Below are 15,801 nucleotides of genomic sequence, written 5' to 3' on the forward strand. Positions count from 1 at the left end.
TGTTGCTGGAAAAACGGGCGCAGGGTGCCGGTGGGACTGGTGACTGCGGGTGGGCTTGGGTAAGTTGGCCTCATGGCACAAGCACCCCGATTCATTCACCTGCGCACGCACTCCGAATATTCGTTGTTGGAAGGGGCGTTGCGGCTGAAAAAGCTGCCCGATCTGTGCAAGGGGGCCGATATGCCGGCGCTGGCCCTGACGGATACCAACAACATGTTTGCCGCGTTGGAATTCTCGGTCGCCATGGCGGGGGCCGGTGTGCAACCGATCATCGGCTGTCAGGTGGATCTGGCCTATGTGAAGGTGCAACCGGGGGAAAAGCCGCGCGATCCGGCCCCTGTGGTTTTGCTGGCCCAATCCGAGGCCGGGTATGAAAACCTGATGAAGCTGAACTCCTGCCTTTATATCGACAAGGGCGGGGCGCTGCCGCAGGTCACCTTGGAGGAGCTGGAAGCGCTGAACGGTGGGTTGATCTGTCTGACGGGCGGGGCGGGCGGCCCCGTGGGGCAGCTGTTGCAGGGCGGTCAACGCCCCGCGGCAGAGGCATTGATGGCACGGCTGCACGGGGCTTTTGCCGACCGGCTTTATGTCGAGTTGCAGCGCCACCCCGGCGAGGATGGCCAGCCCGTGGCCGAACAGCTGACCGAACGGGGCTTTGTCGAGATGGCCTATGACATGGGCATCCCTTTGGTCGCGACGAATGATGTCTATTTCCCCAAGGCCGATATGTACGAGGCCCATGACGCGCTGATCTGTATCGCGGACGGGGCCTATGTCGATCAGCAGCAGGACCGTCGCCGATTGACTGCGCAGCACTATTTCAAGTCGCAGGCCGAGATGGTGACGCTGTTTGCGGATTTGCCGGAGGCAATCGAGAATACCGTCGAGATTGCCAAGCGGTGCGCGTTTATGGCGTATCGGCGCGATCCGATCCTGCCGAAATTTGCGGATGACGAGATCGAGGAGCTCAAGCGGCAGGCGCATGAGGGGCTGAAAAACCGGCTGAGGGTGATCCCCCATGCCACCACCGTCGAAGAATATGAAAAACGGCTGGATTTCGAGCTGGGCATCATCGAGGGCATGGGGTTCCCCGGCTACTTTCTGATCGTTGCCGATTTTATCAAATGGGCGAAAGACAATAATATTCCCGTCGGGCCGGGGCGGGGCTCGGGGGCGGGTAGTCTGGTGGCGTATGCGCTGACGATTACCGATCTGGACCCGCTGCGCTATCAACTGCTGTTTGAACGGTTCCTGAATCCCGAACGGGTCTCGATGCCCGACTTTGACATCGACTTTTGCATGGATCGCCGGGAAGAGGTGATCCAGTATGTGCAGCGCAAATACGGGCGCGACAAGGTGGGGCAGATCATCACCTTTGGGGCGCTTTTGTCCAAGGCGGCGGTGCGTGACATCGGGCGGGTGTTGCAGATGCCTTACGGGCAGGTGGATCGCCTGTCCAAGATGATCCCCGTCGAGGGCGTGAAGCCTGTCAGCATCGAAAAGGCACTGGCGGATGAACCGCGCCTGCGCGAGGAGGCCAAGAACGAGGAAGTCGTCGCGCGGCTGTTGAACTATGGCCAGCAGGTCGAGGGGCTGTTGCGCAACGCATCGACCCACGCGGCGGGGGTTGTGATCGGGGACCGGCCGCTGGACGCGCTGGTGCCGCTTTATCAAGACCCGCGGTCCGATATGCCCGCGACGCAGTTCAACATGAAATGGGTCGAACAGGCCGGTCTGGTCAAGTTCGACTTTCTGGGCCTCAAGACCCTGACCGTCATCCAGAACGCGGTCGACCAGATCAAATCCTCGGGCCGTCACCTGCATGTGGCCGCCGACGGGACAGAGCTGTTCGAGCCGCCCGAGGGGCTGATCGACGATATCGCCACCATCCCGCTGGACGACGAGGCCTCTTACAAGCTTTATGCCAGTGCCAAGACGGTGGCGGTGTTCCAGGTGGAATCCAGCGGCATGATGGATGCCCTCAAGCGGATGAAGCCGACCTGTATCGAAGACATCGTCGCCTTGGTCGCGCTGTACCGGCCCGGCCCGATGGAGAATATTCCGGTCTATTGCGAGGTCAAGAACGGCCAGCGCGAACGGGAATCCGTACATCCGTCGATTGACCATATCCTGGAGGAAACGCAGGGGATTATTGTTTACCAGGAACAGGTGATGCAGATCGCGCAGGTCATGGCGGGCTACAGCCTTGGCGGCGCTGACCTGCTGCGCCGTGCGATGGGTAAAAAGATCGCCGAGGAAATGGCCAAGGAACGCCCCAAGTTCGAAAAGGGCGCGATGGCCAACGGGGTCGACAAGAAAAAGGCGTCTGAGGTTTTCGACCTTCTGGAAAAATTCGCCAACTACGGTTTCAACAAATCCCACGCCGCCGCCTATGCGGTGGTCAGCTATCAGACCGCATGGCTCAAGGCGAACCATCCGGTCGAATTCATGGCCGGCGTGATGAACTGTGATATCCATCTGACCGACAAGCTGGCGGTCTATTTCGAAGAGGTCCGCAAACGGCTGGAACTGCCCTGGGTGCCGCCTTGTGTGAACCGCAGTGATGCGACGTTCAAGGTGGTCGAGGGCGCGTTGGTCTATGCTTTGGGCGCGCTGAAAAACGTCGGGGTGGAAGCCATGAAGCTGATCACCGAAGGCCGCAAGGTGGACGGTGTGGACAAGCCCTTTGCCACGCTTTTTGATCTGGCGCGGCGGGTTGATCTGAAACGGGTGGGGAAACGTCCGCTTGAGATGCTGGCCCGCTCCGGTGCGTTCGACCAGCTGGACAACAACCGCCGCCGCGTCTGGCAGTCGCTGGACGGGTTGGTCAGCTATTCCGCCGCGATCCACGAGCAGAAAGCCTCTAATCAGGTGTCGCTGTTTGGCGAGGCGGGGGATGACTTGCCAGAGCCGCGCATCGTGCCTTGCGACGATTGGGAGGCCGCCGAGCGCCTGACCGAAGAGTTCAAGGCCGTGGGCTTCTATCTGTCGGGCCACCCGCTGGACGATTACATGGGGCCGATGAAACGCAAATCCGCAACAGGCGGTGTGCCGTTCCTGACGCTGGACGAGTTGACCGAGAAAGTCTCGGTCAAAGGAGCGATGAACGCCCGTCTGGCAGGGATCGTCGCCGGACGGCAGGAACGTAAATCAGCGCGCGGCAACCGCTTTGCTTTTGCGCAACTGTCGGACCCGACGGGTGCCTACGAGGTGACGCTGTTTTCTGACACGCTGGAACTGGCGCGCGACCACCTTGAAACAGGGTCGAAGGTCGTGGTCATGGTCGAGGCGACGATGGAAAGCGACCAGTTGAAACTGCTGGGCCGGTCCGTGGTGCCGATCGACACGGTGGTCGAGGATGCGGGCAACATGGGGCTGCGGATCTTTGTGGATGATGCGGGGGCTATTCAGGCGGTCGCCGATGTGCTGGCCGGTGCCCGATCCGCGGCGCGCAGCGCGGGCAAGGGGCCGGTACAACTGTGCCTGATGGACCCGACCCTGCCCGGCGAGGTGGAGGTAGACCTCTGCGCCGAATACCCTGTCACCCCCAAGATCAAGGGCGCGATCCGGTCCCTGACCGGCGTGATGGAGGTAGAGGAAATCTGACGCGGCCCATCGGGGCGGCGGCAGCTTCCTAGATGAGGCATCCGATCAATAGTGCGGCGGGCGTTCGTTGCCGATGACAACCCCTTCGGAGCCCGCTGCCTCGCGTTCGCCCTCGCGCTGCATCAGCATATGAACCCGCCGTGTCAGGGTCGCGATCTCTGTCTCCTGACGGGCGACGACATCGGACAGGTCATCCACCGTACGGATCAGATGGGCCATTTGTTCTTCGAGCTTATCCATGAGGGCACCTTGCAGCTTGCGCGTTTGCCGTCCTCCTAACAGGTTGTCGCGCGTTCGATAAGGGGGCATGCGTGCCGCGGCGGGGCCGCGTCGCTTGCCCTTGGCGGGGGGTTGGGCTAGACGCGAAGCGCGATATTCAGCCCACAGGATGTGATCCAATGGCCAAGCCAAAAAAGACCCCCCGCCCCAAGGCCGAAACGCCAAAGGGGTTTCGTGACTATTTCGGTGCAGAAGTAACACAGCGTGCCGAGATGCTGCATAAGATTGCGCAGGTCTATCATCGCTATGGCTTTGACGCGCTGGAAAGCTCCGGGGTCGAGACGGTGCAGGCTTTGGGCAAGTTCCTTCCCGATGTGGATCGCCCCAATGAGGGCGTATTCGCGTGGCAAGAGGATGCAGAGGCGGACAAGCCCGGCGACTGGCTGGCCCTGCGCTATGACCTGACGGCACCGCTGGCACGCGTCTATGCTCAACACCGCAACGATCTGCCCACGCCCTATCGGCGCTATGCGATGGGGCCGGTCTGGCGCAACGAAAAGCCGGGGCCAGGGCGTTTCCGCCAGTTCTATCAATGCGATGCCGATACGGTCGGCGCACCGTCGGTCGCGGCGGATGCAGAAATCTGCGCGATGCTGGCCGATTGTCTGGAAGAAGTCGGGATCGACCGCGGGGACTACATCGTGCGGGTGAACAACCGCAAGGTGCTTAACGGTGTGATGGAGGTCGCAGGCGTGCTCGATCCTGCCAACCCCGACAATTTCGCCCACGAGCGCGGCATCGTGCTGCGTGCGATTGACAAGCTCGACCGGCTGGGTCTGGACGGGGTGCGCGCATTGCTGGGCGCGGGCCGCAAGGATGACAGCGGCGACTTTACCGATGGCGCAGGGCTCAGCGATGAACAGGCCGATGTGGTCATGGGCTTTATGCAAGCCAAACGCGACAGCGGTGCGGAAACCGTCGCGCGGTTGCGTGAACTGGTCGCGGGTTCTGAGACAGGCGCGCAGGGCGTGGACGAGCTGGAAACCATCGCCAATCTGATGGCGGCCGGCGGCTACGGCGCTGACCGCGTAGAGATCGACCCCTCTGTCGTGCGGGGTCTTGGCTATTACACCGGTCCGGTGTTCGAGGCGGAACTGACCTTCGAAATCCAGGACGAAAAAGGCCGGCCCCGCAACTTTGGCTCTGTCGCAGGGGGTGGGCGCTACGACGATCTGGTCAAGCGCTTCACCGGTCAGGAAGTCCCTGCAACGGGCGTCTCTATCGGCGTCGACCGGCTGCTTGCCGCACTGCAGGCCAAGGGCCGGATGTCGGCGCAGGCCGAAGGGCCCGTGGTGGTGACCGTGATGGATAAGGCGCGCATGTCCGACTATCAGGCGATGGTTGCCGAATTGCGTCAGGCAGGCATCCGGGCCGAGGTTTATCTGGGCAACCCCAAGAACTTTGGCAACCAGCTGAAATATGCAGACCGCCGCGCCAGCCCGGTGGCGGTGATCGCGGGCGGGGATGAATTCGACAAGGGTATGATCCAGATCAAGGACCTGATCTTGGGCGCGAAAATCGCTGAAAGCGCCACGCTGGAGGAATGGAAAGACCGCCCCAGCCAATATGAAGTGGCGCGTGGGGATCTTGTCTCTAAAGTGCGCGAGATACTGGAGCTGAACCGCTGATGGCTACACGATCCGACATCCTCGCCAAAGCCGCAAGCCTGCGCGCCTTGTTCGAGGCACAGGGGGCCGCGGTGGTGGAACCCCCGATCCTGCAACCCGCCGAGACCCTGCTGGACCTTTATGGCGAAGACATCCGCGCGCGCGCCTATGTCACCTCGGATGCGATGCGGGGCGAACAGATGCTGCGCCCCGATTATACCTTGCCCGTGGTGCAGATGCATATGGCCCATGGGGCGGACCCGGCACGCTACACCTACGCGGGCGAAGTGTTCCGCCGTCAGGAACGTGACCCCAACCGCGCCAATGAATATATTCAGGCGGGCTACGAAGTCTTTGACCGTGGCGATCCCGCGGCAGCCGATGCCGAAGTCTTTGCCCTGATTCAGGGCGCGTTGGAGGGGCTTCCGGTCACTGCCGTGACGGGGGATATCGGTATCTTGATGGCTGCGGTTGCGGGGCTGGATACATCGGCGTCGCGCAAGGCGGCATTGATGCGGCACATCTGGCGGCCCCGCCGGTTCCGTGCGCTGCTCGACCGCTATGCTGGCAAAACGCCGATGCCCGCGACCCGCGCGGCGCTCTTGGCCAGTGACGGTGCTATCACCGCACCACTGATCGGCCTGCGCAGTCTGGACGAGATTGAAACACGCATCGCCGCCCTGCGCGCCGACGCCACCGAGCCGGCCCTGTCGCGGACGCAGGTGTCCTTGCTGCTGGCGCTGCTGGATGTGCGTGAAACCATGCCCAATGCGATCAGCCAGTTGCATGACCTTGCCGTCGATATGCCCGCGATCTCGGATGCGGTGGACCGTGTCGCGGCGCGGGAAAAGGCGCTTGCCGCCCGCGGTGTCGACACCGGTAACCTGATGTTCGAAGCCAGCTTTGGCCGCGTGTCGATGGAATATTATGACGGGTTCGTCTTCGGCTTCCGCGCGGCGACACGGCCCGACCTGCCCACCATCGCCACAGGCGGACGCTATGACGCGCTGACACGGCGGCTGGGGCAGGGCGGTGAAATCCCCGCGGTGGGGGGCGTCATGCGCCCCGGGCTGATGCTGGAACTGGAGGCAGGCCAATGACGATCAAACTCGGTGTGCCCTCCAAAGGGCGTCTGATGGAGAAAACCTTTGAATGGTTTGCCGCGCGCGGGATCACCTTGCAGCGCACAGGCTCCGAACGTGAATACGCGGGGGCCGTCGAAGGCATTGAGGGCGTGTCGTTGATCTTGCTCTCTGCGGGCGAAATCCCCCGCGAACTCGCCGCTGGCCGTATCCATCTGGGCGTCACCGGCACCGATCTGGTGCAAGAGAAACTGGCGCTGTGGGATCAGCTTGTCGCCCCGGTAGAAGAGCTCGCCTTCGGGCATGCCGATCTGATCATCGCGGTGCCTCAGGCCTGGATCGATGTTGATACGCTCGATGATCTGGATGCCGCCGCCTCGGCCTTCCGCGACAAGCACGGGTTCCGCCTGCGCATCGCGACGAAATACCACCGGCTGGTGCGGGAATTCCTGCGCAGCACCGGTGTCGCGGATTATGCGCTGGTCGACAGCCAGGGGGCGACCGAAGGCACGATCAAGAATGAAACCGCAGAGGCCATCGCCGACATCACCTCGAGCGGGGAGACATTGCGCGCCAATCACCTCAAGATCCTGTCCGACGGGCTGATCCTGCGGTCACAGGCGACGCTTTGGCGCAGCCGGATGGCAGAGATGGATGATGCGGATCGCGCGACGATGACGGCCCTGCTGGCGCGGCTGTCCTGACGCGCATGCGCGCGGCATCCTGCGGATGCGCCTCCGGCGGGAGTTTAAGGGCAAAATGAAGAGGCTCGCGCGGCCCTGCTTCATTTTGCCAAATAAACTCAAATTCCGCGGGGGATGCGCGCGCAGGGGCTGCTGCTAGAGCACGCCGATCTCGGCCAGCGCGCGGTTCAACTCGATGGGCAGAGGCTCTTCGTGGTCGCGGCCTTCGGGCAGATCGGCAGGGGCATCCTGCGGCGCAAGGTAGCGCCACCCCTGAAACGGGCGTTTGAGGCTGCCTTGCACGCGGATGATCTTGGGGTCCAGCACGATCGCGCAGCGGCGCACGCCGTCCGCGCCCGACGTCTCGTCCAGACGCAGGATTTTCTGACGACACTGGATCACACCTTTGATCACCCAGAAGATCGACCCGCCGTTCAGAATCTCGGGTTCGCGTTTGGGCCACATGCGCGTCACGTGACGGGGAAAACCGTCCTCGGTTTGCACGCGTTTTTTTTCCTGCCATGCGGCCAGATCATCGACGGTTTCCGTGCCGACGGACAACTTGATGAGATGTATATGATTTTTCACAGAATCCTCCGTCGCTGCTACAGCATCATGTATTCTAATACACACTTTCTTCAACCTGTTGTGCTTGCGCTTTGATTTGGGGTATGGTGAACACCTTCCCAAACAGCCCTCAAGGAATCGAATATGTCACGATTTGCCGCCCCCATTGCCGAACAGATTTGGGACATGAAATACCGTTTTAAAGATGCCGACGGCACGCCGCGCGATGTGACGGTAGAAGACAGCTGGCGGCGAATCGCCCGTGATCTGGCACAGGTCGAAAAAGCACCGGAAAAATGGGAAGAGGCATTTTACGAAGCGCTGGAGGATTTCAAATTCCTCCCCGCGGGCCGCATCACTGCCGGGGCAGGTACTGCGCGCCGTGTGACATTGTTCAACTGTTTCGTCATGGGGACCGTGCCTGACAGCATGGCCGGCATCTTCGATATGCTCAAAGAAGCCGCTGTGACCATGCAGCAGGGGGGCGGGATCGGCTATGACTTTTCCACCATCCGTCCCCGTGGCGCGGATGTGCTGGGGGTCTCTGCTGACGCCTCCGGCCCGTTGAGCTTTATGGATGTCTGGGATGCGATGTGTCGGACCATCATGTCCGCCGGGTCGCGCCGTGGCGCGATGATGGCGACCATGCGCTGTGACCACCCTGATGTTGAAGACTTCATCGCCGCGAAATCCGACCCCGCGCGGCTGCGGATGTTCAACATGTCCGTGTTGATCACAGACCCTTTCATGGATGCGGTCAAGGCCGATGCCAGCTGGGATCTGCAGTTCAACGGCAAGGTCTATCGCACCGTTCAGGCCCGTGACCTGTGGAACCGGATCATGAAAGCCACGTATGAGTTCGCCGAGCCCGGTGTGATCTTTATCGATCGCATCAACGAGGCCAACAACCTGAGCTATTGTGAAACCATCGCCGCCACAAACCCCTGTGGGGAACAGCCGCTGCCGCCCTATGGTGCCTGTTTGCTGGGGTCGATCAATATGGCGCGGATGGTATCCGACCCGTTTGGCGACAACCCTCAGCTGGATGTCGAGGCGCTGAACAAGCTGGTCGCGACCGCTGTGCGCATGATGGACAACGTCGTTGACGTGTCGAAATTCCCGCTTGACGAACAGCAGGCAGAGGCGAAAGCCAAGCGCCGCATCGGTCTGGGTGTCACCGGTCTGGCGGATGCCTTGTTGATGGTCGGGCTGCGCTATGGCTCGGACGCGGCGGCAGAGCAGACCGAGGCATGGCTCAAGGCGATTGCACGGGCGGCCTATCTGGCCTCCGTCGATCTGGCGAAGGAAAAGGGGGCCTTCCCGTTGTTCGAGGCGGACGCCTATCTGGCTTCCGGCACCATGCAGCAGATGGATGATGACGTGCGCGACGCCATTGCCGAAAACGGCATCCGCAACGCGCTTTTGACCTCGATTGCGCCGACAGGCACCATCAGCCTTTATGCAGGCAACGTCAGCTCAGGGATCGAGCCGGTCTTTGCCTATGCCTACACCCGCAAGGTTCTGCAAAAGGATGGCAGCCGTACCGAGGAAGAAGTCGTCGATTACGCCGTACAGATGTGGCGCGATCTGAAGGGCGACGCGCCCTTGCCGGACTATTTCGTTAATGCACAGACGCTGGCCCCTCTGGATCACGTCAAGATGCAGGCCGCGGCACAGAAATGGGTCGACAGCAGCATCTCGAAAACCATCAACTGTCCCGAAGACATCAGCTTTGACGCGTTCAAGGATGTTTATATGGCCGCTTGGGATCAGGGCTGCAAAGGCTGCACGACCTATCGTCCCAATGACGTGACCGGATCGGTTCTGTCGGTATCGGAAAGCGCCGATACAGCCCCGGGCGAGGTCGCGGCCCAAGCCACCGCTGAGGAAGGCGGCGAGGTCGTTTATATGTCCGATCCGCTGGACCGCCCGGAAGAGCTTGAGGGCTCCACCTACAAGATCAAATGGCCCGACAGCGAGCATGCGCTGTATATCACCATCAACGATGTGGTGATCGGTGGGCACCGTCGTCCGTTCGAGGTCTTTATCAACTCCAAGAACATGGAGCATTTTGCCTGGACGGTCGCGCTTACCCGCATGATCTCTGCCGTGTTCCGTCGCGGTGGCGATGTGTCCTTTGTCGTCGAAGAGCTGAAGGCCGTCTTTGACCCGCGCGGCGGAGCCTGGATGCGCGGTAAATACATCCCGTCGATGCTGGCCGCCATCGGGGGCGTGATCGAACAACATCTGATCGCCACCGGTTTTATCGCGGGCGAAGGGCAGGGGCTGAAATCCGACCCGCAAGCCAAGGTCGTCGGCCTGGAGGCCCCCCGCGGCAAAGCCTGCAGCAGCTGCGGCCAATACGACCTGCGCATGGTCGAAGGCTGCATGACCTGCGGCAGCTGCGGCCATAGTAAGTGTGGCTAATTGGAGTTGGGGGTGAGGTTTCAAAACCTCACCCGTATTCCTCAAACCATTGCGTCCAATTTTCGGATCCCCAAGATCTGCAGTTGAATGCACAATCAAGGCCGCGGGCCTGTGTGTGGTGTTGCTTCGAGTCAGCGATCAACACCCTCACCGAACCCGCTTCACTTGCGTCTCGCGATAACGGTCACGCAAATCCAGCGCGCTTGGCCTGTGTCACCAGTTCGGTGACCCTCTCGGCATTGTTTGCCGCGACTTGTCCGTCTGCGTTCAAGCGGTTGTTCTCGAATCCGATCCGGGTCTTGCCGCCGTGGCGCATGGCCTCGATCAGGCAGGCGGTTTCTTGTGGCCCGAAGGCGCAGGCGGCCCAGTCTGCGTCCGGCAAGGCCGATTTTAGCCTTTGTGCCAGTGCTGCGACTTCCGTGGGTGTGCTGGTCTGGCCGTTGGTATAACGCCCCAGAACGATCAGGGTCTTCAGCCCGTCGCAGGGGACATCGCCTTGCGCGACAAGCCGGGCAAGATGGGCAATATCCGCGGCGTCATAGAGAATGTGTTGAACGTCGATCATCGCTTCGGCGCACATGGCAAAGAACCGTCGGGTGGCGGCATTCTCTTGATTGGCCGTGATCTCGCGCAGCGCGACCGACACGGCGCGAGGTTTCAGGGTTTCGACCAGATGGCGTTGTTCTGCGGGGGTAAAGCGGCCCGCGGCCTCGCTGGTGATCTGAACATAGAGATCAGGGGCGTGCTGGCCGAGCTCGCTCAGAAGCTCGGCATAAAGCCCGACGTCCAGAACATGCCGTTGCTCGGTATCGCGTACATGCGCATGAAGGCCATCGGCACCCGCAGCATGGCAGGCCAGCGCGCAGGCGACCGTCCCTTCTATGGTGACGGGGAGGGCAGGGTGATCCGCCTTGGTCAGCCGCGCCCCATTCGGCGCGACCATAAATCTGGGCAATGCGGTCATGCGGCAAGCGCCTTGTCGATGGCTGTTGATAGCTTGCTCACCAGCTCATCGATCTGCGCGTCCTCGATGATAAACGGCGGCGCGAGCAGCACGTGGTCGCCATATTGACCATCGATTGTGCCAGACATCGGATAGCAGATCAGACCGGCGGCAAAGGCCTCCTTCTTGATCCGCGCGGCAAGGCCGCGGGTCGGATCGAAGGGTGCTTTGGTGCTGCGGTCGGCAACCAGTTCGATCCCGCGGAACAACCCGCGCCCGCGTATATCGCCAATGTTGTCATGATCGCCGAACTGCGCCTTTAGTGCTGCGTCAAGCTTGTCGCCTTGGGTGGTGACATGGGCCAGCAGATCGCGGTCAAGGATTTCGCTGAGCACGGCATTGGCCGCCGTGGCCGCCATGGCGTGGCCCATATAGGTGTGGCCGTGCTGGAAGAAACCGGTGCCTGCCGCAATCGCATCATAGATGGCAGCCGAGGTCAGCAGCGCGCCGATCGGTTGATAGCCCGCCCCAAGTCCTTTGGCGATGGTGATCATGTCCGGGGCGACGCCGTCCTCGGTGCAGGCGAACAGTTTGCCGGTACGGCCCATGCCACACATCACCTCGTCCAGGATCAGCAGCACGCCATATTGGTCGCAAATCTCGCGGATGCGCTTGAGATACCCCGGCACGGCAGGTACCGCGCCCGAGGTCGCACCCACGACAGGCTCCGCGAGGAAGGCCATCACCGTATCAGGGCCAAGCCGCAGGATTTCGGTTTCCAGCTCATTCGCCACGCGCAGGCCGTAGGCCTCTTGCGTTTCGCCGTCCTGCCGGTCGCGGTACTCATAGCAGGGGCTGATATGGGTGGTGTCGGCAAGCAGGGGTGCGAACTGGGTACGACGCCACGCATTCCCCCCAGCTGCCAAAGCGCCCAATGTATTCCCGTGATAGCTTTGGCGGCGGGCAATGACGCGGTGGCGCTTGGGCTGCCCGATTTCCAGAAAATACTGCCGCGCGAGCTTGATCGATGCCTCGACCGCTTCGGAGCCGCCAGAGACGAGATAAACCCGATCAATGCCCGCAGGCGCGTTCTCGACCAGGCGATCGGCCAAACGCTCTGCCGGATCGGACGTGAAGAATCCGGTGTGCGCGAAGGCAAGCTGGTCAATCTGGGCGTGCAGGGCGGCACGGACAGCCTGATTTGAATGCCCCAGACAGGAAACAGCAGCACCACCCGAACCATCAAGATATCTGCGTCCGTCCGCATCGATCAGATAGCAGCCGTCCCCCTTGGTGGCGACCGGCAGCGCGCCTTTGGTGGATCTGCCGAAGATATGACTTTTCATGACTGTAGTCCTTGCTTGAAGACGCGCTTTGGGTGACGTGACATCAGCACTTGCCTGCGCGATGATGCGTTTGTATTATTTTATTACCATAGATTAAGCAAATGTATTTTTGCTGTGCATCGGGTGTGACAGCGGCGTGAAGGCTGGCACGCATAAACAAGAGGTAAGGCTTTGATGACCAACGATGAAACGCTGAAAGACCGCTTGTCACAGGTAAGTGCGCAAGGTACACCCGCGCTTCGGTCCTTTGCGCGGTGGCTTCTTGATAACCTTTCGCTCGTGGCCTTTAGCTCGATTCGCGGGCTGGCCAAGCAGGCAGGGGTCAATCCGAATACCGTGACCCGTATGGCGAAGGAGCTTGGCTATACCAGCTTTGACGCCTTCCGCACGGATGTGCAGGCAACGATCCAGACACCTGCGCCAAACTACGGCGCGCGTGCCCAGACATTAAGGCACGAACATCGCGACAGCGCGTTTGCCGCGCTCATGGAGGCGCATGGTGAAAACACGGCGATGCTTTTCTCGGCAGATATTCTGGACACGTTGAATGCGTGCATCGACCCGTTGCTCGGGGCGCGCAAAGTCTATGTGGTCGGCGTGCGCAGCTGCTATGCGATCGCGCATTATTTCTCGTATGTGGGCGGCATGGCGTTTTCGAATTTCGTAGACGTGCCGACTCTGCCGGGGGGCATTGTCGATGTTCTGTCTCAGGCCACGTCCGAGGATATTATCGTCGGGATCACCTATGAACATTACGCGGCAGAGGTGGTTCAGGCCTGCCAGATCGCCCAGTCCCGCGGCGCGCGGGTTCTGGCGCTGACGGACAGTCATGCGTCCCCAATCGCGGTTGGCGCTTGGAAAGTGGTCCCGCTGCCCATGGCCGGACCTCATTTCCTGCCATCGCTCAATTCGGCGTTTCTAGCGGTGGAGATGCTGCTGGTCGGCATGGCCGCGCGTTCAGATGACGCGGCAGAGCGGGTATCGAGCTTCGAGGACCGTATCCGGCAGTATGGCGGCTACGACTTTTGAGGTGTCTTGCGCGGATGAAAATCATCCGGCAGGCCCAATGCCACGGCAGAGCCACCGGTGATCAACCCCGTGGACCGCAGGTCGCTTTCGTCCAGCGCGACGATGACCGCATAGGATAGGCGTTGTGCCAGTCCGCGGCATGAGTGACGGTTATACCGATAACGGGCGTGTTGTGGGCGCGGGTCTGGCTTCTACGCGCCCCATTCTGCATGTGACCCAAGATGCGCGATGAGAAAGTCGATCAGGATGCGCGTCTTGGGGGTAAGCACGTTTGAGCGCGGGTACATCAACCACAAGACCGAACTGTCGTTCAGCTTCCATTCCGGCAGGACACGGATCAACCGGCCCGAGCGCAGCTCGTCCGAGGCGCTCCAGATAGAATTGATCGACAGACCGGCCCCGGCAAGCGTGGCCTCACGTTGAGCGTCACCATCGTCAACGATGGTCCGGCAGATCATCTGGGCTGGGTAAAGCGGCGCGGTTTCGCCCTCTGGGCCGATCAATTCGCGCGGCTCAAGGTCGATCCATGCCAGAAACCGATGCCCCCGAAGCTCTGCCGGTGACTGCGGTACGCCGTGTTCCTCAAGATATGCGGGAGAGGCGCAAAGGACGCGGGTATCACCCGCCAGCTTGCGCCCCTTGAGGCTGCTGTCGGTCAGGGGGGCCGCGCGCAATGCAAGGTCAAAACTGCCCTCGATCGCGTCAAACCGTGCGTCAGACAGGCGAAGTTCGAGCGTAAGGTCGGGGAACGCCGCGTGAAACTGCGGCAGAAGCGGCATGATGTGGCGCTGCGCGAAACTGCTTGGCGCGGCAAATCGGATGGTGCCCTTGGGGCTGGTTTCATGGCTGCCAAGAACGGCCTTCGCGGCCTCTGCCTGCGCCAGAATCTCCCGCGCGTAGGGAAGGAAGTCGGACCCTTCGAGCGACAGCGACACTTTGCGGGTGGTGCGTCGCAGCAGCTCTACGCCAAGCTCTTGTTCCAGTTTGGCAAGGCGGGCGCTGGCGACCGCAGGGGCAAGACCCAGATTCCGTCCGGCAGCAGAGATATTCAGCCGGTCGGCGGCCATCACAAAAAGGCGCAGGTTGTCAGTATCCACCGCTATTATCTCCGTTATCCGAATAATCAAATCGGAAAAATGCCGGTTTTCTACCGTTTCACAAGACCTATTTTTCAGCGACACAATGAAGGAACAAAGAAATGAAAGCCATTGGCTATAGCGCGGCGGGCCCTGCGGACACGCTCGATATGATTGAAATCGACCGGCCCGAGGTGGGACCGCGTGATCTGCTGGTCGCGGTGAAAGGCATCTCGGTCAATCCGGTCGACGTGAAGCTGCGCGCCGCCGCCCAACCCGAAGGCGCGGCGCGCGTCCTGGGCTTTGACGCAGCAGGCGTCGTTGCCGAGGTGGGCGCGTCGGTCACCGGCTTTAAGGTCGGCGACGAGGTCTTCTATGCGGGCGACGTCATGCGCGCGGGCACCAATGCGGAATTCCATGCCGTCGATGAACGGATCGTCGGGCGCAAGCCGGCCAGTCTCGACTTTACCGAAGCGGCGGGGCTGCCGCTGACCTCGATCACCGCGTGGGAGATGTTGTTCGACGCATTCCGCCTGACCGAAGGGGGCGGCGCGGGGCAAAGCTTGCTGGTGATCGGTGGCGCTGGCGGCGTCGGCTCTATCCTTATCCAGTTGGCCAAAGCGCTGACCGGGCTTACCGTCATTGCGACGGCCTCTCGGCCCGAGACCGAGGATTGGGTGCGCAAGATGGGGGCGGATCACGTGGTTGACCATCGCGGTGACCTACCCGCGCAGCTGGCAGAGCTGGGCCAGACCCCAAGCTATGTCGCCGCGTTGACGGCGACGGATCAGCATTGGCCCGCAATCATCGACTTGATCGCGCCACGCGGCCAGATCGCGCTGATCGACGACCCCGAGGCGCTGGATATCAAGGCGGCCAAACCCAAGGCGCTGAGCGTCCATTGGGAATTCATGTTCACCCGTTCGATGTTCGCGACCGACGATATGGATGCCCAGCAAGACCTGCTGAACCGCGTTGCAGCGATGATCGACGCAGGCACATTGCAGTCGACAGTCACCGAGCGCGGCGAGGCGCTGACCGTCGAGGCGCTGCGCGCAGCGCATCTGCGGCAAGAAAGCGGTCGCGTGATTGGCAAACAGGTGCTTGGCGGGCTTTAAGTAATAGAAATCACGCGGGGGCGTCGTGCCATGTTCAC

At 61.4% G+C, this 15,801-nt stretch carries 12 protein-coding genes; 7 read left to right on the plus strand and 5 right to left on the minus strand.

Annotated elements, in window-relative coordinates; genetic code table 11:
- Positions 1–72: 72 nt before the first annotated feature.
- Positions 73–3,606, plus strand: coding sequence for a DNA polymerase III subunit alpha (gene dnaE, locus ABM428_RS05720; RefSeq protein ID WP_132996986.1), 3,534 nt, complete (start codon positions 73–75; stop codon positions 3,604–3,606).
- A gap of 45 nt (positions 3,607–3,651) precedes the next feature.
- Here the strand turns inward: dnaE and ABM428_RS05725 are convergent, their stop codons facing one another.
- Positions 3,652–3,846 carry a SlyX family protein gene (locus ABM428_RS05725; protein ID WP_005852080.1) on the minus strand — a complete coding sequence of 65 codons (195 nt, stop codon included), beginning with the start codon at positions 3,844–3,846 and terminating at the stop codon, positions 3,652–3,654.
- A gap of 158 nt (positions 3,847–4,004) precedes the next feature.
- Between ABM428_RS05725 and hisS the strand changes: the two genes are divergently transcribed.
- The 3 genes from hisS to hisG are packed head-to-tail and all read left to right on the plus strand — an operon-like array spanning position 4,005 to position 7,278.
- Positions 4,005–5,513 (plus strand): histidine--tRNA ligase, encoded by a 1,509-nt coding sequence (gene hisS, locus ABM428_RS05730; protein ID WP_132996985.1) that lies wholly within the window; start codon positions 4,005–4,007, stop codon positions 5,511–5,513.
- Positions 5,513–6,592 carry an ATP phosphoribosyltransferase regulatory subunit gene (locus tag ABM428_RS05735; protein WP_180828887.1) on the plus strand — a complete coding sequence of 360 codons (1,080 nt, stop codon included), beginning with the start codon at positions 5,513–5,515 and terminating at the stop codon, positions 6,590–6,592. The genes hisS and ABM428_RS05735 overlap by 1 nt, the downstream gene beginning before the upstream one ends.
- Entirely contained in the window at positions 6,589–7,278 is a 690-nt protein-coding gene (gene hisG / locus ABM428_RS05740) for an ATP phosphoribosyltransferase (RefSeq protein ID WP_037963380.1), read from the plus strand. Before ABM428_RS05735 ends, hisG begins: the two co-directional genes overlap by 4 nt.
- A gap of 135 nt (positions 7,279–7,413) precedes the next feature.
- Here the strand turns inward: hisG and ABM428_RS05745 are convergent, their stop codons facing one another.
- Positions 7,414–7,845, minus strand: coding sequence for a DUF1489 family protein (locus ABM428_RS05745; protein WP_005852088.1), 432 nt, complete (start codon positions 7,843–7,845; stop codon positions 7,414–7,416).
- Positions 7,846–7,968: 123 nt separating this feature from the next.
- Between ABM428_RS05745 and ABM428_RS05750 the strand changes: the two genes are divergently transcribed.
- The gene (locus ABM428_RS05750) at positions 7,969–10,251 is read left to right on the plus strand and encodes an adenosylcobalamin-dependent ribonucleoside-diphosphate reductase (RefSeq protein WP_132996983.1); all 2,283 of its coding nucleotides are present in this window, start codon (positions 7,969–7,971) and stop codon (positions 10,249–10,251) included.
- 184 nt (positions 10,252–10,435) lie between these two features.
- On the opposite strand, the gene ABM428_RS05755 is transcribed toward ABM428_RS05750, so the two are convergent.
- Together ABM428_RS05755 and ABM428_RS05760 are read right to left on the minus strand one after the other, a co-directional pair.
- Positions 10,436–11,215 (minus strand): 3-keto-5-aminohexanoate cleavage protein, encoded by a 780-nt coding sequence (locus ABM428_RS05755; RefSeq protein ID WP_353628263.1) that lies wholly within the window; start codon positions 11,213–11,215, stop codon positions 10,436–10,438.
- Positions 11,212–12,540, minus strand: a complete 1,329-nt coding sequence (locus tag ABM428_RS05760; protein WP_353628264.1) for an aspartate aminotransferase family protein — start codon at positions 12,538–12,540, stop codon at positions 11,212–11,214. The genes ABM428_RS05755 and ABM428_RS05760 overlap by 4 nt, the downstream gene beginning before the upstream one ends.
- A 174-nt stretch (positions 12,541–12,714) precedes the next feature.
- Between ABM428_RS05760 and ABM428_RS05765 the strand changes: the two genes are divergently transcribed.
- Positions 12,715–13,569, plus strand: coding sequence for a MurR/RpiR family transcriptional regulator (locus ABM428_RS05765; RefSeq protein ID WP_353628265.1), 855 nt, complete (start codon positions 12,715–12,717; stop codon positions 13,567–13,569).
- A 191-nt stretch (positions 13,570–13,760) separates the two neighbouring features.
- Here ABM428_RS05765 and ABM428_RS05770 read toward each other — a convergent pair whose 3' ends face one another.
- Complete coding sequence (locus ABM428_RS05770) at positions 13,761–14,666, minus strand: LysR substrate-binding domain-containing protein (protein ID WP_353628266.1); 906 nt, start codon at positions 14,664–14,666, stop codon at positions 13,761–13,763.
- Between the two features lie 101 nt (positions 14,667–14,767).
- Between ABM428_RS05770 and ABM428_RS05775 the strand changes: the two genes are divergently transcribed.
- Positions 14,768–15,763 (plus strand): zinc-binding alcohol dehydrogenase family protein, encoded by a 996-nt coding sequence (locus ABM428_RS05775; protein ID WP_353628267.1) that lies wholly within the window; start codon positions 14,768–14,770, stop codon positions 15,761–15,763.
- The last annotated feature ends 38 nt before the right edge of the window (positions 15,764–15,801 follow it).

The sequence above is a fragment of the Sulfitobacter sp. TCYB15 genome, assembly GCF_040435955.1.
GTDB classification, from domain to species: domain Bacteria; phylum Pseudomonadota; class Alphaproteobacteria; order Rhodobacterales; family Rhodobacteraceae; genus Sulfitobacter; species Sulfitobacter pontiacus.

Coding starts and splice junctions, on each gene's coding strand:
- ABM428_RS05725 (WP_005852080.1), bottom strand. CDS start 3,846: ATGGATAAGCTCGAAGAACAAATGGCCCATCTGATCCGTACGGTGGAT.
- ABM428_RS05750 (WP_132996983.1), top strand. CDS start 7,969: ATGTCACGATTTGCCGCCCCCATTGCCGAACAGATTTGGGACATGAAA.
- hisS (WP_132996985.1), top strand. CDS start 4,005: ATGGCCAAGCCAAAAAAGACCCCCCGCCCCAAGGCCGAAACGCCAAAG.
- ABM428_RS05735 (WP_180828887.1), top strand. CDS start 5,513: ATGGCTACACGATCCGACATCCTCGCCAAAGCCGCAAGCCTGCGCGCC.
- dnaE (WP_132996986.1), top strand. CDS start 73: ATGGCACAAGCACCCCGATTCATTCACCTGCGCACGCACTCCGAATAT.
- hisG (WP_037963380.1), top strand. CDS start 6,589: ATGACGATCAAACTCGGTGTGCCCTCCAAAGGGCGTCTGATGGAGAAA.
- ABM428_RS05760 (WP_353628264.1), bottom strand. CDS start 12,540: ATGAAAAGTCATATCTTCGGCAGATCCACCAAAGGCGCGCTGCCGGTC.
- ABM428_RS05775 (WP_353628267.1), top strand. CDS start 14,768: ATGAAAGCCATTGGCTATAGCGCGGCGGGCCCTGCGGACACGCTCGAT.
- ABM428_RS05755 (WP_353628263.1), bottom strand. CDS start 11,215: ATGACCGCATTGCCCAGATTTATGGTCGCGCCGAATGGGGCGCGGCTG.
- ABM428_RS05765 (WP_353628265.1), top strand. CDS start 12,715: ATGACCAACGATGAAACGCTGAAAGACCGCTTGTCACAGGTAAGTGCG.